The sequence below is a fragment of the Cryobacterium sp. TMT2-4 genome (assembly GCF_004402575.1).
In the GTDB taxonomy this organism is placed as follows: domain Bacteria; phylum Actinomycetota; class Actinomycetes; order Actinomycetales; family Microbacteriaceae; genus Cryobacterium; species Cryobacterium sandaracinum.
Window position 1 is genome coordinate 64,550 of record NZ_SOGE01000028.1, and the last position, 18,687, is coordinate 83,236.

An 18,687-nucleotide genomic window follows, 5' to 3' on the forward strand; every position below is an offset into this window, starting at 1 on the left:
GGTGATTTCGTTCATCCATAGGCTGCGTCGAAAACGTCAAGAGAAATGGTGAGCAGGAGTTCGCAAAGCCGATTCCAATCCATTTCCTCCATGTTCAGGGGGTCGTTCGTCGGTCGGTAATGAACTATCTGGTTGCGCAATTTGTATATTGCTTTGCCTGCCGAAACATCTAGATCTTTGCCTATCGTCGCACCGAGGCAATCGCATATTTCTTCAAGGTCTTGTCGGTAAGCACGTGACAGAGCGCCATTCAGACTTTGTGCTTCTGGGGGATGCCACCCCATTTCTGCATCAAGCGAAGCTGCTATCTCGTACCACGCGCGACCCACTGACAACGCGGTCCCCACCTTGGTCGCAGTTTCGTATGCGTACGTTGCCTCGATGCAGCGGTACAACGACATGTAAAGGCTGCGAGGGTCCATGTCGAATACAGCGCGGCATAGCTCTCGATATGGAAGCGACGGCACGTTCAACTCCGCCAATACGACCAAGAGATCGGCTAGATCTGATTCGATCCACGAAGTACCTAAGCGACTCTCGTCAACACAGAGTCGCAGGAAGATTGCCCAGATAGCGGTTTGATCGATTGGAGTGAGGCTAGCAAGCACTTTGATGGACGGGAAGAGCGAAAACACGGAGTCGTTCTCGTGCCCGATGTATCCAACGTCACCCTTGCTCGCGGCTTCGACGATATCTCGAATTGCGATCGGCGCCTTATTCGGACGCACGGGCAGCTCTGCGATGAGGCATACATCGAAGCCCCAAACACAATCGCGGACCGGGAGCTCAGCGTGATCGGGATCGTGGTCGAACCCGATAAGTCCGATGAAGTGGCTTGCTTCATGTGCAACCTCGTCGGCTCCCGAGTCATCGCCGACTTCGATAACACCGATTGGGCGTTCGAGCCAAGCCAAGAATCGATGGCGACCAAAGCCGATCGATTCATGGATGACTAAATGCTTCAGGTACTCATCGGACCCATCATCCGCATGAACCCAACGAACCTTCTCCGCGCCGATAATCGGCTCGTCCCGATCAGCACAATATTGTGCCAGCCGTTCGAAGACAGCCCCATTCGCCACACGCATGTCGCGATTCATCAGCTGGCTCGCCAGCAGGGCTCCAAGTTGGCTAGTTCGAAGTCTTCGTCGACGAGCACCTTGAATGCCTCTGAGAATACGGACCGCTCGTAACGTCCCACCTGCCCGACCTTTTTGTCCAGAACTTCACGCAGAACATCGAGACGTAGGAAATCGTGAAGCACTACTTCGTCAGCCACGGATAGCTTGGAGGAAAGACCTTCCTGTGCTTTTTCGAGCTTGGCCATTCGTTCGACGCGCTCAATGCTCGTTCTGTCCGCTCCGGGTCGGCCAAGAACTGAGATTCCGACGGCGACAATGAATCCGATCCGCGCCGGCTGACGATCGAAGACAAACCGGCCAGCGGGCGTTTCAGAGTCCCCGGGATACCCCGCGAACAGTTTGTCGAGTCGACTCAGCATCGAGAGCGCTGCATAGAACTGATCCTGGAACGTGGAATCCGCCAAGTTGTCTACAAAATCAAGTCGGGAAAATTCGTCCGAAATCGCTTCTTTCGTGTCGACTGCAGTTTTCCGCAGAGAGAACGCAATGTACATCTCGACTAGGTCGTCGCTTGAATACTGGGCTGCACCTACACGGCGCCCGGGACGGTCAGGGGACGAAACTTTGTCAAGATCCGGAACGTTCCTCTCTATTTCTTCAAGAAGCGGCGCGAAGACGACTGAAAGCTGACGACTAATAGTCCACGGAACCTGCCCGGTGTTAAGAATGAGCATGCGGTAGATCATCGCTCTCACGTTGTCCGTGAGCCAGAATTCCACCCTAACAACTTGGTTGGCAACGTCGTTGTTTTCTTTGACAGCCTCAATGAGTGCCGCGGTCCTCTGCATGCCGTCGATGATCGAAAGCAAGCTTCGGTCCTTGGGCAGGAATTCTCCGGGCCCGTCGGATCCTAGCGATGGCAACAAGGCGAACTCTTTATCGTCAAGGACAGCGCCGATTACTATTGCCGGCAATAGTGCGCCCTTCTTGAGGTCCTCGACCATTCGCGATCGGATTCGCTTCGCGGTTGTCGTGGTCAGCACTCCACGCTGGCCGCTGAGCGATCCTTGTGCTTCGTGAGCGTCCGATACAAGCGCTGTGTAATCTCCGACCGTCATTGTCGTTAGAACCGACCAACACTGCGTTCGCTTGTCAAATTGCCAGTCCATTAGATACTCCAGGTGTAATTCGAAACTACGTGCGTCCATACTGCAGGGGCAGCGCCATCTTCGCAGATTCTCTAGCTTCTCAAATCGGGAACCCACGGCTCCAGTGCTGTTCGGGCTCACGCCGATAGCTGCGCTGACGTCTGTGGGGCCGAATCCCGCTGCTAATTCGTGTCGGCGCCGAACCGCTCAGGCGCGTCATCGAACCCGTCCAGGTATTCCTGGCGGAGAGTGGAAAGCGATCTCGTCCCATTGAGGGCAGTGAGCCAGAACCACCACCCCGGTTCGGAGAGGCCGCCGGTGACCGCGCGGGCCGCGCTGCTGGGGTAGTCGGAGAAGACCCCGTTGACGGATAGCCGACCGTCCTCACCCAAAACGGCGGTCTTTTCGCGATGCCTCTGTGGTCGCGCATGGAACATTGATCCCGGCGCGATCAGGCCGTTGTTCGCCAGATCGGCCACCTCGACTCCGGACGCACCCTGTCGCTGCCGGCGTCGTGAACCCCAGCATGACCCGCCGGAAACGACCAAACCTGAAGAATCCGATCGATCATCAGCTTGGTATAGCAATGCGACGCGCGTGAAAACGGACTAATCAATTTGAGCTACGTAGCTGAACAAGAAATCGCAACCACGAAGAGCCGCAACACCCACTTGAACCAGTCATGCGAATCTCAGGAGGTCGACCCGACTCAGTCCGCCAGCATGCAAATCCTTGGCATCCCCGCGGATGTGGCGTTCGATCCGATTGCCACGCCCGGCGTGGAGGCAGAAAGCGCCCAGCGCCCTACCCCCACAGCAGGACGAACCGGGCCTACGCGCAGTCCTCCGGGAACATCGACCGGTCGAGCTTGGGGTCCGTGACGACGGAGGCAGTGAGCGGCCGGTTGCCCAGCGTGACCGCCCGCAGCCGGCTGGCCTCATCCGGGTAGCCAGCACCCAAATCGGCCGACTCGAGGTGGTTCACCCAGGATGCACACAGCGCCTCGGCGTCGGGATGCTCACGGCCACCCGGGTGGGTGCCGGCGAAGCCAGTCTCTAATTCGGTACTGAGCCTCCAGCGAAACGGTGGCAGGCTTGTGCGCAAGAGGGCGGGATCCCGGGCCCGCACATTTGGTCGTAGTGCCTGGCGCGCTACGAAAACTACACAGGCCCGATCCACCTAACCCATCTTCTTGCGAATCATCGCTGTACCCGCCCGACGCAGGACCAGACGAGCCCCCGGCCGGTCAGGTCGAAAGTGATCACGAAAGGCGAACCAGCAACCACAACGACAGGCAGTGGACTTAATCGCATGAGTTGTGACGCGGCAGAACCGGTGACGAGGGCCACAGGCACGGCATCGGCAACGGACAAGAAGCCAGCGACGTACAAGCCAGGCTTCTGGAGCCGCGACAGCGCTGTGGGTGGAACAGGTTACGCTCGAGGCATGCCAGTGGACACCGCGCTCTCCGACCTCGCCAGGCCCATCGAGTCGGACCAGCCATGGCCGCGCCCATCGTGCCCCAACTGCCAGGCCGGGTACATCGGGTTCTCATCGCCTATCGAGGATGAGGGCCACGATTCTGCATCGGCGCGCAACCACCCCGCGTTCGAGCCAGAGTGGATCTCCGGCACGTTCGCCATTCGCGGGCAGTGTGAGAATCCCGAGTGCCAGCAAGCCGTGCATGGCACCGGAGACTACCGCGTCAACTACTCCCAAAAGTCCAGCCGCGACGACGAGTTCGAATACCAAGGCAACTCCTACTCCTCGTACTACGCTGTCACGCATTTGCACCCGCCCATGTTGATGATGCCGATCCCTAAGTCGGCTCCCGACCAAGTCCGAGAGGGCGTACTGCGCGCATCTCGTGTGCTCTTCACCGATCCCGGCCTAGCCGCAACGGCTCTACGAGCCACAGTGGAACGCTTCCTGACCTCCGAGGGCATCTCGGCGACCCGATCAAACGGGCAGTTTCGTAACGCTCACGAGCGCATCAAGGAGTGGCGGAACGCCGACCCCAACCGTCCGCCGGTCGCCGATCTGTTCTTCGCAGTCAAGTGGCTCGGGAACGCCGGAACTCACGAAGACTCGGACCTGACCACTATGGAGGTACTGGACGGCGCCAGAGTGCTCGACGAAGCTTTCCACCGTCTCTTCACGGGGCCAGATATCGACGCGCACGCGCAGACTATCAACGCAGCCAAGGGCCCTTCCCGGGAACCCTGAAACGCGGCAGACCAGCAACAAGGAAGCCCGACCACCTATCGTGGCCCGGTCCGTTCGAGGTCGAAGATACGGCGTGCCGGTACCGATTTGCTTCTGTTCACGCTCCGAATGCCGGCTCCTGCACTCTGGTGCTGTCCTCCGAGCGCCTGGCCCACCACGCTTCGCCCCCGGTGCGCGAAGACACGAGTCAGCCCATCGCAGAACGGGGATGGAACAAAGATTGAAAGTCGCCGCGAGCGGTTCGTACGTCTACCTGAGGACTTCGCACTTCTCGCATCAGGGAGCGCCGTACGGTGATCTAAACTTTTGCCAAGGCTGACACTTGCAGATTGCACGCCCCGACCACGCTGGCTAGTGCGTGGCCGTTCCGGCCGAGCAGTCTCTTCCGTACAGGGTGTCCAGGCCGCCGATAACGCCTCACAGGTGCCAGGCACGTTCCCCAAGCTCGTGGGCACCCTCCGCAAACGCGACCGCCTATTGCAGCAAGCCAACGACACGGCACGCGCAACGATCCCCTAGTACGTCGCATGAACAATGCTGTATTCGGTCGAACTTCCACTCCGCGACCAGGTGCACGACTTTGGTCCCTCAGCGCGACAGAGTGAGGGATTCGACCAGATCAGAATTCCGGGCCGTTCAAGCGAATGGGGAGCTGCATTCCACAGCCCATGGTTCGTCGCAGGCCAGAGTTGCCTTACCTAGACTGGTGTACCGAATGCGCTTCGTTGGCCGTGGGCTCGAAAGAGGGCGGCGAAATCCTTCCGCCACTCAACGGCGCCTTCTTGGCTTTGCCCCTGTTTGTGCTGGTAGATGGCAAAGACAAAGTTGCCAACGGTCACGGTGTCATCCTTGGCTCCCTTTCTCCACACATCCGCCATGGGCGTACCCATACGCGACAAAGTCTGTTGGATAGAGTCGCGCGCGACGGTTCGAGAAAGCTCGCCAGGGCCAATCATTGGCGCTCCTCTATTCGTCCCAGGCGCGAATTCGATCATCATCCAGTTCCAACGGTCCATGGGTTCAGCGTAGGGCCTAACTACCGCTCTCGCTGTCGCTGTCGAGGTCCGTTCTCGCGAAGGGGAAAGGCCACCCAACCGGCATGATGTCGCAAGAACCTCCGCCTTAGCCACCAGAGGGACGAGACCCCTGGTAAAGCACCTCCGTTGCAACATGACTTCCTGGTCATCTCACAAACTAATCAGAGTAATTAGGGTTGTCGCCTTCCAAGCTCGTAATACTGGGCTGGCCAAACGAGTACCGTTGAACTTCGTGTTGACGACACTTCGCCTCACAAGTGCCCAGTACTCCAGAGGACCATTCACATGCCCGATGAACTCTCGCTGTTTGATCTCGGCGATCCTCCCGCGGCCTCTTCAACCCTGCCCCTCATGATCTCATCAGAGCAACGCAGCACGATTCGCGAGACATTCCAACGCCTCGGGGTGCTGGACGCGCCAGCGCAATTTGAGGTTGTCTTCCAACTCACCGGGCAACGGGTGTGCTCCCCCGGCGAGTTGCAGGCGTCGCACGCACACCAGCTGATTCTCGGGCTCTCAGAGCGCACACGCACCCTAGGAACCGAACGCACAGGCAACGCTTGGACAGACCGCGAGGAAGATACGTGGATCGACAGATTGTGAATGACCTCCGAGGCGGGTCTCGGACGGATAGCTCCGATGCCATTGAGCTGCAAGACCTACGAGAGCGAAGACGACTCCAGTAGGTTTGATCAACGATGCCCCCCACTCCTCCACGCCTGGATGGTCACCTGTTGGTGATCCTCTCGAATCCTCCGACCACGAGCGGGGTGCGCACCCTCCAACGAGTGCAGTTGGCAAGGGAGACGCTCGGCTACTCCTCCGTCTCCATTGCCAATGTGTTCTCCATTTCCACCTACCGCACGACCGGAATTACCACGGCCGGCGCCCTACCTGAAGGTTGGCTCGCCGCCCGATCGGAGCTCACCGCAGCCCTCGATACCGCTGATGCTGTGATTCTCGCCTATGGCTGTCAAGAACCATCGGGGATCGCACGACACCATTTCCGCGATCAGCTTGCGTGGCTGCAGACGGAGATCGACGCCCTTGGCCTCACCATCTGGATGATCGACGGGCAGCCTCGACACCCCTCTCGGTGGCATCGTCATACTCATGCACAGCATCCGTCCCTGACATTCTTAGAGGCGCTTCCATTCGTCCTCAAAGAAGTCGCTTCCACAGGCCGCATCGCCAACAGCGTCTCAACGGGCTAAGTCGAGGCCTGAACTGCTAAAACCGGCAGAGAGCCGATTGCCAAGCACAAGCGGTTCGCCCCCGCTCTACTCGTCGGTTGTGATGCCGAGCTTCTTGATATCGACCTCGTTGAGGATGGGCTTGTCGGGCTGGGAGTTGTCGCGCACCCGGAACCCGATTCGACCGCGAGGAGCGCTGAGGTACGGAAGGGCGAGAGCGAAAATCGTGGCAACATCGGCAGATCCGATTGGGCCTTCCCAGCCGGGGCCCGCCGGCTTCCGGCCCTTGGGATCCTTTTCATCAGGGTCAGCCGAAAAGTTCAGAAGTAGCGCGCCCCGCGTTGGGGTGCGAAGCGCCTCCGCTGCGGGTCCGCCGTGTTCATTGAGATTGCCGGCGATGCGCATGATGGCCGAACGCTGACGGAATGAAAAGCCTGTGAAGCCAGGGCGATCTGCGCGTCGGGTACGGGTGAGCAGGGGAACATCAGTGCCGTCGACGTTCAGAACAGGAGCATCTTCCAGATAGGGAACCATAACGGCCCAGTCAACGAGTTCACCCTTGTCCATGGCGCTTTTCATGAACCGCAGTGTCGGCTGCAGCGAATAGTTGGCGGTCCACTGGAACTTCTCCATACCCGCATACAGGTCAATCGCCGGAATGATCGCAACTCGCGCATCGAAGGTCTTCGTCTTCGCTGGCACACCTTCCTTGTACTCAAAGGTTTCTTTTGCGCCCAAGGCGCTCACCCAGTCGCGCACTGCCGCGAAGTGCGTTTCGTTGGCCGCTCCCTTGCCGCGGTCGGGTTGACGAAGGAACTCCTTGAACTTGCCGCCGTCTCCCTCGAAGTCAAGAACGGCGTTGTACATCTTGTTGGCACCCGTCGGCTTGAGCCACGGCAGCTGTTGATAGACCATGGGAGGCACGTCGATCGGCAGCACTTGCGGTCGACCGTCGTCGCCAAGGATTGCAAAGCTGCGAAGCTGCTCGCGAAAGGCCTCTTCGTCTTCAATGATCGAGGTGAAGGCCTCATAGAGGTCATAAGTCTTACCGCGAGCGTCCTTCGCATCGCGCGCGATGTAGAGCCTGACCAGATCCTTGTAGCCCGGTCGATAGCCGAACCAGCGCCCCATCTGCATCAAAGTATCTGCGGCACCGGCACGGCGTCGGTAGTACGAAATCGTGAGGTCTTCGACAGTGAAGCCGCGACTCAGCTTGGCCCCGCCGACCATGACACGCCAGTAAGGTCCGGTTTGGAAGTCCACGGCCTTGTAGTCGCTGTCCTTCGAGCCGTTGACCACGACTACCGGGTCTCCGCTAGCGGTGATGAGGTCAACAGCGCGCCCAATGTGCTTTGTGAGGTCGGTGAAGGTTTCGGGCATTTGCGTGCCCCAATTGTCCCGGGCTTCGTAAACTGGCAGAAAGTCAGCGCGATAGAGATCTTCGAGACGGTCGAGCCCCGCTGGGCTGGAGTAGTCCGCGTGCTTCCACACCAACCTGAGCTTGTTGGCCAATTCGGAGTGCTCATCCTGCTTCACCGACTCGTGCACCAGCATGGTGTGGTGGCGAAAGCGCAACGTGGAGTCGGCCGCATGACGCCACAGCTTGATAGCGCCCGTGAGAACGAACGCATCTAGCGCCTGGCGCATCTCGGCCAGCTCGCCCTCGCCCTCGTCGCAAATGAGGTCGCGTACGAAAGCCTTCTCGTTCGAGTTTGCCGCCGTGATCGCCTCATCCGAGGGGAGTCCGTCAATGTCGTGAAAGGACTTGCCTCCCATATAGCTCGGCGATGGCTCCAGGCTGATGATGAAGTCCTTGGGAAAAATGTCCTTAGCATCGTCGGGAGCGATGAAGACGTTGGCAAAGGGCGTGGCCGTGTAGCCGATGTACTGGGCGCGCTTCAATTGACCGAGCATCTGGCTAATGAGGCCATTGATCGCCGTTCGCTTCTTTTCTTCTTCGACGAACTGCTGCCGATTCGGATTGATGGTATTGACCGAGGCTTGGTCAGCCTCATCATCAATGATTAGCGTGGGGATCTCGCCGAGATCGGCGCGCGCCGCCGTCAGGTCCGCGAGTAGCTTCTTGAGTGTCGCCTGGTTCTTCTTGACGACCGCAATCCGAACGTCGCTTGAGAAGAGGTTAACGGGGTCATTGACTGGCTTGGACCGGTCCTTGAGCGCTCCGGCCCGCCGGAAATCAATGGCGTCGATTCCCGCTTTGAGCAACTTGTAATCGCCGGACATCGTTGTCAGCCGTTTGATGAGGGGCACGTCGTCAAGCTCAATGATCGGAACACCATGGCGCAGGAAATTGCCGTCAATCCAGTCCTGGTCACCCGTACTGACGTAGTCCACACCCTTGATCAAGTCCGGGTTGCTGGGGTCACGCCCTTCGAGGATGTTCTCTTCACCGATGAGTTCCATATCGAGGCGGCGTTGAGTTTGGGCTCGCAGGAGCTCCACCGTTCCGGTTAGCACGATGATGAGCCTGTACCCCGAGTCGATGGCTTTGGCGACGATCCCGGTGAAGTTGGCGGTCTTTCCGCTCTGCACGTAGCCGACCACGAGGCCCTTGGACTGGTAGGCCTTCTCTTCTGCGGGGTCGGCGAGCCGGCTGATGATGTTTGTCGTCGATACATCCAAGGCTGCGACCGCGGCGGGATCCCACCCCTTGCCTTCGAGAACTCCCCGGTACGCCTTCCAATAGAAATCGCGCTCCTGCTGACGTTGTTTGGTGTACCAGGGATCCCAGGGCCCCGATATGACGATGTCCTGCTGCGCGAGAAGCGGGAAAGCCTCATTCAGGCGATCCCGGCTCGGTCCCCCGATTTCAAGCAGGTCAAGGGTTTGGGCACGACGCGCGAAGGTTGCGGCCTTCGTTTCACCAGTCCAGTAATCCTCCGGCTCCGCATCCCACCGTGCCAAGGCGATATGGGTGGATGTGCGCGCAGGGTCGTTCACATCGGTCGCGACAATTGCGTCGACCAACTCGACCTCGCTGAGAGTCACGCGAGCCCGCGTTAGCTTCAGGTTCACCATGACGAGCAGACTCTCTGGTCCGCTGTGGTTCATGCCTCCCAGGGCTCCTCGGATAGCTGTGCTGATCGCGGCCGTGATCTCGGGTGTCATCATTTGGTGTCCTCGCAGAAATTCTCTAGCGGCGCAGGCGGCTGAGTGTGGTGAAGTGTGGAAACGTCGACGCGGTAACTGACACCAGTGACAAGGGTGCGCTGAGGCACCACTGCATTTAGCCGCGGCGTCGTAATCGCCGGAAACTCGTCATCAACCAGGTACGCCTTCGGCACGGAACGCTGCTGGTAGCGAGTCGAGTACAGGTCTGCATCGGTCTGGCTCCAGGCCAGGCTTTCAAGGTATTTGTCGAAGGTTCGAACACGGCTCGAGTCGACCGAGGCTCGAACGGTTTCGATGAGTTCCGGCAGAGTGAAGGAATCGGCTGCGGCACCGGCTTTCGTGAGTTGCACTGAGATGAGGTAGAGCGGCCGACTAGGCGTCGGCAGCAGCTGGGTTTCGGAGCCGATCAGGTGAACCCGCCCCTCCGATAGCGTGGTCTTGACCTCTGCCTCGAACTCCTCCAGGGCAAAATCGTGCTCTTCGGCGAGCGGTCCGAGCCAAGTTGCGAGGGCGGTCTCATCGCCAAGCTTCCCGATCACGTGGCGCAACACGAGCAACTCTCCAATGAGGCCGGTGATGACAGCCTCGCTCATCCGTTTGCGGCCGGCAAGCAGATCCTTGAGACCAGCGAGTGACTCTGAGACGGCATGACGGAAAGATGCACCGCTTCGAAGCTGGTCAACAATTGACTCCAGGAGGACATACGCCTCGTAGTGCATACCCGCGGCATCGACGCTTAGTTCGAACCATTCGCCCGGCTCCCCCAAGATGTTGACCCGATCGAACGAGATACGCTCGTAGGACGTGACATCGGGGTTACTCCCAACCGCTGGGCAGAGCAGCCGCATTTCATGATGCTGGGGATCGATTTCCAGACGAGCGCTCACTCGTCCGTCCAAGATGAACGCCGACTGCACTCCGGAGCCGAAGTAAGCCTCAACCGTCTCGGGTGTCAGATGTTTGAGGTCATCTACGTCGATGCGTTCAGTCATTGCCGGTACTCCCCATAAGTCGAGCCTGTGTTGCGATCTCATCGCGGAGCGCCGCGGTGAGCAGCTGCTGCCAGGCCGCGATTTCCGCTTTCTCGCGCGAGCCGAGCATGTCCCCCTCGAAGTAGCGCGAGAAGACCAATAGCAGCAGGGTTTTCACCAACGGCGCGTCGTAATTGTCGCTGCTCTCACGCCCCACGATGACGCCGCGGTAGAGGGCGTTCAGCCAAATCGTGCGCTGCGGAAGGTCGACTCGAATCGGGTCCTCGCTGTCCTGCACCTCCCAGCGGATGTCGACAGCCGCGTGATCCGAGTACTCCACCGAGGCGGAAAACGCATCCAGCATGTCGGCGCTGAACCCGCGAAAGGGCTCCACCAGCGCCACTGGGCGTTTCGTGTAACTGCGCGACTCCCGCCGGGTGGATTCTGCCACCTCCAGGAAGTCGGCGAAGCGCAGCCCCTGACTCCCCACCGTTGCCGCCAGAATGGCTGCCTTGAGATCGGAGTCGAGTTCCAGACCGGCCTTCTCAGGATTGATGGCGATGTGCTCAGAGACGGCATCATCGATGTCCAGTTCGATCCGTGCGTACTCAAGTTCGGGCCGAACGACAGTGAGCGTGTTCCAGCCGCCCATCTGCAGCAGCCGATCGTTGCGATAGCAATAGAACCCTTGGGCGAGACTCCCGGGACGCCCGTTCAAACGAAAGCTCGGCGATCCGGACTGTGCTGCAGGCCAGAGGTGCACTCGACCCCGCACGGTGGCCCGGTCAACCGTGATGGTGAGGTCGGCAGGGAAGCTCCCTCTGCCAACCTGGCGATACGCGAACGGGTTGACGGGGTCGACCGTGCGCGGGACACCTGGTCGGGCCCGATCGACATCGAAGACCTCGATCATGATGGTCAGCTTTTTCGCTTCGAGGATGCGATGGAACACGATGCCAAGGTGCGTCCTTACCGTCCCAATCCGCTCGTCAAGCCAACGGGCACGATCGTCCTTGTTCGTAGCAGTCAAGAAGGTGCGTGGCTCGGCCCATTCCACCGCCGTGCCAGTGGCGAGGGAGAAATCGAGCTTGAACGCGGCGAGGTACGCATCGACACCGGCGTGATCGAGGTCCTCGACCTCCGTCGGCGTCGCGGCGCGGATTGACCTTCCGGCGGCCTGGGCTCCATCGCGACGCGAATAGACCCGCAGGATGTCAGCCTGGCTCAACGATGCGGCTTTCAGGCCAATACCGAAATGGCCCAGGTCCTTGCCGCCATACTCTCGCTTCTTGGCAAAGGTCATGGCTTGATCGAGGGCGTTGGAATCCATGCCCCGCCCGTTGTCGATGACTTGCAACCCAGTCACGGCACCATCGGACTGGAGAAACCGGATCAATACCTGGCTCGCATCGGCATCGACGCTGTTGTCAACGAGGTCGGCGATAGCCGTCTCGAAGCTGTGGTGCATGCCAACTGCGCGCGTTATGGAGGGGTCGGGCATGACCGTACGCCTCCCGACGACGACCGGAGTGGCCGCTCTCACTACAACTCCTCGAATCGGTTCTTCACGAAGCCGAGCGTGCGACTGTTTTCGGTCACCGTGCGGACAATGTCGGTATCGAACCCTTCCCGTCGACCCGCGTTCACAGTGAGCTGCACCTCGAATGTATCGAGATGCGCGTTCTGCAAGTGAACCAAAATTTCTTCGGTGATGATCTTGAGTTGTGCCGCGAGATTCTCCGATGTGCGCAACTCAACCACCCCCGTGTAGCGGGCATTGGCAACGGCTATATCGACGCTCGACTGGAGACCGACCGGGCCGCTGCCGCCATTGGATCCAGTGACGCCCCCTGGGCCGGGGAGTGTTACCTCGGGCTTTCTGAAGTCAACGGGCTCGAGCGTCCGTGCATCCCTCGCCCGCTGCGCCTCGGCAAGGTGCGGAGCCACCAGCAGGGTGTCGTCGGTGATCGCCGGTACCTGTGTTTCGTAGATGGGTACGCGCAGGCCGATGAAGTCGCCAGTCTGCTCGTCGTAGCCGGAGGCCAGGGCGAAGCCCATATCGGACCAGCCTGGGTCGGCGATAACCGCCCGAATCGCATCGATCAACACGGCCTTGTCCTTCAGCCGCGCGAGGTAGGGGTAGCGCACGTGGTATTCCCACAGCTCTCCCACACTGATGCGGCCGTCGTTCCACTTGGTGCGCAGGTGCAGCCGGAGTTCCAGCGCGAGCGACCGCGGGGAGCTCTGTGTGAAGATCACGTCGTCTTTGGCGAGCCTCTCACCGGTGCGCGTAGCAAGCCGTATTTCGCCGCTTTCGATCTTCTTCGTCTCGAGGGACAGCGGCTGGGCGCCGTTGGGCTGAACGGGGTAGAGCGCCCAGATCCAGGTGGCAGCCACTCGCTGGTCGACGACCCGATTGGCCTCGTCGGATCGGGTCCGAGCCTGTTCCGCTTGGCTTGCCGTCAGGTCGAGGTCGGCGACGCTGGACGCGATGTACTTCCACGCGAGGTAGGTACGGATGGCTTCGTCAAGTTCACTCCAGCGAGCCTCATCGGCCGCGAGCACGACAAAGGTGTTGGCATTCTGCCGGGGTGCCCCGCCGCGATTACGGGCAAGGTCCAGGGCAAAGCTCCACGCCGTGGATTCCTTGCCCCTAGCGTTGTGCGTGTGCAGCGGGTGGGTGATCACAAGACGGCAGGATTCCGACTCGGCCAAGTCGGAGGTCGACAGCGGCGCCACTACGACGTCGGTGAACTCGGGCGTACTGCGCGGTCCAAGCTTCAGACGACGCACAGCCTCAGCGTAGACATCCTCGACGTTCAGCGAAGACGCGCGCTCCCCCGCCATACGGTTTAGCGAGGGCTGCCGATCGAACCAATAGCGCTGCCCCTCTGCATAGAGGTAGGTGGAGCGATCACCGAGCATCTGCAGTGCCGAGCCGAAGTTCCCAATCGTGTCTCCCGGCATGGCAACACCGAGGAAGACCTTCTGGCGTTCGATACCTTTGTGAGTGCTGCCGAGTGTGGCAGCGGACCCCATGAACAGAGTTCGTGCGATGCGCCGGGTCAGGGCCCGAGCGCCGAAGAGTGGGCGTTCCCTGTCAATGTGCACGGGGGTCGCGTTCTCGCCGTCGATATCGGTCTCGATGATCGCTTTCCACGCGTCATCGAGGTAAGAACTCACCTCGTCACGCACGGCGGCCGACGCCAACGGCATCGACCCGGGCATTATGAGAGGTGAATCATCTTCCGCGACGTGCAGTGCGTGGACAACGGCGCTCATCAGCCGTAGTACGCCGCGGGTGCGCTGGAACCGTTCCAGCGTCGACCAGTCACCGTACAGCCTGTCAAACAACTCGGGGTGGATGGGATAAGCCGCCCGGATCCGCGCCTCGTATTCGGGGCTGCGCGTTTCAGCGGGCAGCTCTCCCGTTTGCTTTCGGTAGAACTCCGAGAACTGGCGGGCAGTGGCGTCTATGCGTCGGCGAGCGTCCGCATTGGGTTCGACGAATAGCCTGCGACGCACGATCTCGAACGATTCCTGTGAGCTCGCGGGGGTCCAGTTCTGTGCCACCCGCGAGACGACATTCTGCAGGCGCTCCAGCGCTGCCCGCCCGTTAGCCCCTCCAACCTCGAGGTCAGAGGCGGTCGGCTCTTCGCCGTCGCGGCGGATGTCGGAGGCCGGGATCGAGACAAGAAGCAGCGCTCCCGGTACAGACTTGACAACCTCGGTGAGTTGCTGGGCGAACGTGAACTGAGTCTCGAAGGAGCCACCAGGAAGGTCGTCGCGACCGTACAACCCGCGGGCATAGGCGACCCACTCGTCAATGAGAATGAGCGCCGGTGAGTAAGCGACTATGAGGTCACGCAGGGCCGCACCGGGATTTGTTCCAGAGCTGTCAGCGTCGGCCACGAGTGCGTAGCCTTCGGCGCCGCCGAGTTGCCAGGCGAGCTCTCCCCAGAGGGTATGAACAACTGTGCCGTCCGGCTTCCTCCAGGCCTGTCCTGGAGCAAGTTCGTTGCCGACGATAGCGACGCGCTTGATCGGCCGGCGGAAGAGGTCGGCCGGCTGTTCATGCAGCAACCCCTGCACGTCCTGCGGGAAGGCGGTGAGGTCGTTTCCGCTGAAGAGGTGCCAGACCGCGAGCATGGAGTGGGTCTTGCCGCCGCCAAAGGTGGTCTGCAGGTTGATTACGGGGGCCGCGTTGAGGTCACCAGCGAGGCGGCGGGCTGAGAGGGTGAGCAGGGTGCGGAGCCCGTCGGTGAGGTAGGTGCGGGCAAAGAACTCGACGGGGTCGGTGTAGTCGCGGGTGCCGATGCCGTTGGAGACCTGGTGCAGGTCGGCGGCGAACTCAGCGCGGGCGAAGTCTCCGCTGGCGATGTCGGCGTGCGGGCGCAAGACCTCGCGCCACGGCGCGAGGTCGGCGGCAGCGAGGGCAGGCATGGCGGACGCGTTGCGGGTGTCACGGCGCGTTTCTTCGCTGTAGGCGGCACGTTGTACATCGAGCCTGAGCTTGCGCACCCCATCCGCCTGGGTCGGAGCGTTGATCGCACGCAGCAGCCGTTCGCAGGTGTCCAGCGCCCGGTAGGCGTCGTCTGCACTGAAGGGCTTTTTGTGCGCCCACTTGTCGCGCACGTCGCGCATCTCTCCCGCAAGGTTTTGCTCGGCACGAGAGAGCACTTGGCCGAAGGGGAACCCGAGATTTCCCAACCTTTCGGTGAATACCCGCAGTTGGACCTGCGGGTCGGTGCGCTCGTAGGACTTGCCGCCAACATCGTCCTTGGCGGCGAGCAAGGCGGGCCAATCGTCGACTCCCGGCGGGAGCAAGGGAAGCAGCACCTGGTCGATCACGGGCCCCAGCGCCTCGACGAGCAGGTCAAGCGCCTCATTGATCCGGTCACTGTTGGATTTCGCCATCGTCTGTCTCCTAGCCCTCGCCGAGCGAATCGAAATCGAAGGTGCCTACGACCGTCTTCGTAGGCTGGGCCTCCACTACTGCTTTTGCAGCGGCACGCAGCTCGGGCCACGAAGAGCCCAGGGCATTGAAGAGGATGCCCGACTGAACCAAGCCCTTCTTCTCTGTGAGAGCGAACAGCCGGTAGGCAAGCTCATGGGCGGGCGCCATGTCGAAGCCACGTTCCTCGGCCCGGGCCAGAATGCGCCCTGCATCTGCGAGGCCGCCGCCCTGTTCCCCCAGTGCGCGAGCCATTTGCAGAGTAATCTCCCAAAGGCTCACATGATCATCTGTCATGGGGTCGTAATCCTGAGGCAGTTCGGCGGGGGCGAAGAGCCGCACCTTGCCGGCGCCACTCGAGAGCACACCGGACCGCGAGAGCGCCGACACTGAAGCACTCTTCGCGTTGGCCAGAGTCTCGGCTTCACCGTAATTGCCTATTTCAAACCCGTGTCCCTCAAACCAGGTGAGGCACCAGCGGGTCTCGCTATCGAAGTCGCCTTCCTGCTGCGACAACACCTCGTCGAGAACCACGTTGATCTGCTGTAACGCTTCGCGAACACCCATGTCCCCGCCGGCAGGCTCGATCACCCGCTGGTATTTCGAGAAGATTGCCATTCCCGGGCCGATGGCGGCCTGGGCGAGGTCAACCGGGGCAATGGCGCCTTGCTGCAGCTCGCGCAATGATTCGGGTAGCGTCGTCTTCAATTCACCGATGAATCCACGACGATCAACTACGGGTGAATCTGCTGGCCGTGGCCGCATGGCTAACACGATGGACGAGGCGAGTGCATTCGCGCCGTTGCTGCGCATACGGCCTGAGAGTTCAGTTCGCACTGGCCAGGTTGCGGTGATTTGCCAGCCCGATGCCACGAGTCCCGCGAGGATCGTCTCCCAGCCTGTGGAAGCAGTTCCAGTGTCATCGGTGTTCGTCTGTTTGAAAGCGTAATAAACAGTCGCCGGATAATCTTCAGCTGAAGACGTCTCTCGCGCAGTGGTGAAGAAATCAACAAAACCGTTCTCGAAAAAGGATCTCGCTCCTTCAGCGCCGCCATGCCTGAAGGGATTCGCTACGAGTTCTTCCGCCTTCGGCACAAGCATTGTGCTCAACAGCCGAGGGTGGACGCTTCGGAGAGACCTGCGGAGCCACACGTAGAAGAAATCTGAAAGATCAGAATAGCCAATGTTGTCGTAGTAGGGCGGATCAGTCGAGAGGACAGTGCCAGCGAAGGACGACTTCGTCGCGTCTGCCTGTCTTACTGTGGCAACTGGGCCCAACGAGAGATTCTCAAGGGCCCTCGAAATGGCGGCAATCATGATTAAGTACGATCCAGAGCTTTCACCTAATGGATGTCCTTCGGCGAAATCCCAAACCATTGGAATTGCTTGCCGGCCGAACACATGAACTATGACTTCGTTCTTAGGGTGATTTGACCATGAAGCAAAAGAAGACTGGTAGTCAGTCATTCGACTAATTGCCAGCCCTAGGTAAGTCGCAACAGCGTCGGCGTACGCGGCGGCATCGGTTCCTCCATCTTCGAGGCGTGCACCCATCGAAAGCCCCGATATAAGTCCGTCCTGGATCACCTGCTCTCGGACTTCACTGACGAGGTCGCTAATCACCGTTAGTGCAACGAGTTGACGATTCGTGAAGAGGTCGCTGAAGTTGGCCATGCCGTACGCCTGCACCCTGAAGCCAAGCGCTTTCTCAGGGAGCGCCCCTTTGGGAAGATCAGGCGGTGCGGGTACTTCTGCCATGGATCTCTGGAGTTCATCTGGGGCGAGGTAGGTTCGCGATCGGTGCCCTTCTGCGACCATTGCCATTAAAGCTGCGCCCAGCCGACCTTCATGACCTTCATTGCGAATATATGCGAGGTCGACAGCTGCAGCGCATGAAAAGCAGTGAGCTCCCGTCCGCGTCACCGTCCCATCATTTGAAGAGGTAGGGGAGAACTTCGGGTCGTGTCCAATGGAGTACTGGACTTTGCCATCGGTGACGGTCGCAACAACGTAGGCCTCTTTGCCCTTCTTTTTTCCCAGCCACCAGGATCGCACGAGCGGCATCTCGATACCACAGGCCGGATTCGGGCAGATGACCGTGCGTGCCCAGATCCAAGCGATCACTGTCGTCGAGGCTCCCCCCTCGAGGGTCGCTTCAGGGTACAGGTGACCGATGCGTCGTTCAGCTTCGTCGCGCATCCATTGGCCATAGCGGCGCACGTCTTCGGCGAGCCCGGTCGCCTTGGGCCAACCCCCGAGTTTCTGGGCGCCGGCATCCGGAAACACCGGTGGATGCCCCGCGAATTTCGGTGGAATCTCGATGAGCGCCTTGTTAATGAGCACGGCGACCGGGTTGAGGTCAGAGGCGTGAGCTTCGAGGCCAAGGCGCTGGGCCTCGAGGGGGATGGTGCCACCCCCGGCGAAGGGATCAAGGATCGCCGGCGGATTCCCGTTGGTCGAGCGCATGATCTCGGCCCGCACCGCATCGAAGAGACCCTCATCATTCAGGTTGTCCCAGTCGACCATGCGCGTGATCAGATCGAAGAGGCGTTCGCGTTCGGCGACCACGCGGCGTTCAATGTAGACGTCGATTTCCGTTTCGCCGCGACGGATCGCTTCGTCACGGAACTCGTCTTCCCGGGCCGACGGGTCGTCGACCAACTGCGCGAACAGCACCGCGCGGGCCGTGGCCAGGGGGCGACGCGCCCACCACAGGTGGAGCGTAGACGGGTGGCCATGGCGGATCGACTTTTCGCGGGCCGACTGCTTGTTGATCGCCTCCAGGGGCAGGGCGACTTCAATCAGCTTGCGTCGTGCGGTCACACGGTCCTCCGTCATAGATGTACCTGGCGGGCGCACGCGCGAACCGTCCCCCCGCCCGGGTCCTTCTACCTTATCGAGCGCGAACTGCCCGAACCGACCGAGGGCCGGGCCATGTCGCCGG

Annotated in this window: 13 protein-coding genes; 3 read left to right on the forward strand and 10 right to left on the reverse strand. The window is 60.5% G+C overall.

From position 1 onward, the window contains the following. Positions 1-11: 11 nt before the first annotated feature. From E3O54_RS08230 to E3O54_RS16305, 4 genes are all read right to left on the reverse strand, one after another. Positions 12-1,100, reverse strand: coding sequence for a hypothetical protein (locus E3O54_RS08230; RefSeq protein WP_134401365.1), 1,089 nt, complete (start codon positions 1,098-1,100; stop codon positions 12-14). Continuing rightward, positions 1,100-2,086, reverse strand: coding sequence for a hypothetical protein (locus E3O54_RS16625; RefSeq protein ID WP_198411457.1), 987 nt, complete (start codon positions 2,084-2,086; stop codon positions 1,100-1,102). Before E3O54_RS16625 ends, E3O54_RS08230 begins: the two co-directional genes overlap by 1 nt. A gap of 326 nt (positions 2,087-2,412) precedes the next feature. Continuing rightward, positions 2,413-2,817: a hypothetical protein gene (locus E3O54_RS08240; protein ID WP_370247582.1), complete on the reverse strand. Its 405-nt coding sequence runs from the start codon at positions 2,815-2,817 to the stop codon at positions 2,413-2,415. Positions 2,818-3,061: 244 nt separating this feature from the next. After that, positions 3,062-3,214 (reverse strand): hypothetical protein, encoded by a 153-nt coding sequence (locus E3O54_RS16305; protein ID WP_166805223.1) that lies wholly within the window; start codon positions 3,212-3,214, stop codon positions 3,062-3,064. 462 nt (positions 3,215-3,676) lie between these two features. Here E3O54_RS16305 and E3O54_RS08245 point away from each other — a divergent pair, with 462 nt between their 5' ends. Further along, positions 3,677-4,456: a DUF4145 domain-containing protein gene (locus tag E3O54_RS08245; protein WP_166805224.1), complete on the forward strand. Its 780-nt coding sequence runs from the start codon at positions 3,677-3,679 to the stop codon at positions 4,454-4,456. A gap of 698 nt (positions 4,457-5,154) precedes the next feature. On the opposite strand, the gene E3O54_RS08250 is transcribed toward E3O54_RS08245, so the two are convergent. Continuing rightward, positions 5,155-5,472, reverse strand: coding sequence for a hypothetical protein (locus tag E3O54_RS08250; RefSeq protein ID WP_134401368.1), 318 nt, complete (start codon positions 5,470-5,472; stop codon positions 5,155-5,157). A 306-nt stretch (positions 5,473-5,778) separates the two neighbouring features. Between E3O54_RS08250 and E3O54_RS08255 the strand changes: the two genes are divergently transcribed. Together E3O54_RS08255 and E3O54_RS08260 are read left to right on the forward strand one after the other, a co-directional pair. Beyond that, complete coding sequence (locus E3O54_RS08255; protein ID WP_134401369.1) at positions 5,779-6,096, forward strand: hypothetical protein; 318 nt, start codon at positions 5,779-5,781, stop codon at positions 6,094-6,096. Between the two features lie 95 nt (positions 6,097-6,191). Beyond that, positions 6,192-6,707, forward strand: a complete 516-nt coding sequence (locus tag E3O54_RS08260; RefSeq protein WP_134401370.1) for a DUF1643 domain-containing protein — start codon at positions 6,192-6,194, stop codon at positions 6,705-6,707. A gap of 66 nt (positions 6,708-6,773) precedes the next feature. Here the strand turns inward: E3O54_RS08260 and E3O54_RS08265 are convergent, their stop codons facing one another. Genes E3O54_RS08265 through E3O54_RS08285 form a run of 5 tightly spaced genes read right to left on the reverse strand, consistent with a single transcriptional unit; the run spans position 6,774 to position 18,566 of the window. After that, on the reverse strand, positions 6,774-9,818 hold the full coding sequence (locus E3O54_RS08265; RefSeq protein WP_198411458.1) for a Z1 domain-containing protein: 3,045 nt from the start codon (positions 9,816-9,818) through the stop codon (positions 6,774-6,776). Beyond that, entirely contained in the window at positions 9,815-10,810 is a 996-nt protein-coding gene (locus E3O54_RS08270; RefSeq protein WP_166805226.1) for a PD-(D/E)XK motif protein, read from the reverse strand. Before E3O54_RS08270 ends, E3O54_RS08265 begins: the two co-directional genes overlap by 4 nt. Beyond that, positions 10,803-12,290 carry an ATP-binding protein gene (locus E3O54_RS08275; protein WP_134401372.1) on the reverse strand — a complete coding sequence of 496 codons (1,488 nt, stop codon included), beginning with the start codon at positions 12,288-12,290 and terminating at the stop codon, positions 10,803-10,805. The genes E3O54_RS08270 and E3O54_RS08275 overlap by 8 nt, the downstream gene beginning before the upstream one ends. 41 nt (positions 12,291-12,331) lie before the next feature. Next, positions 12,332-15,706 (reverse strand): Swt1 family HEPN domain-containing protein, encoded by a 3,375-nt coding sequence (locus E3O54_RS08280; protein ID WP_134401373.1) that lies wholly within the window; start codon positions 15,704-15,706, stop codon positions 12,332-12,334. Between the two features lie 10 nt (positions 15,707-15,716). Next, positions 15,717-18,566: a DUF1156 domain-containing protein gene (locus tag E3O54_RS08285; protein ID WP_241976803.1), complete on the reverse strand. Its 2,850-nt coding sequence runs from the start codon at positions 18,564-18,566 to the stop codon at positions 15,717-15,719. Positions 18,567-18,687 lie beyond the last annotated feature (121 nt).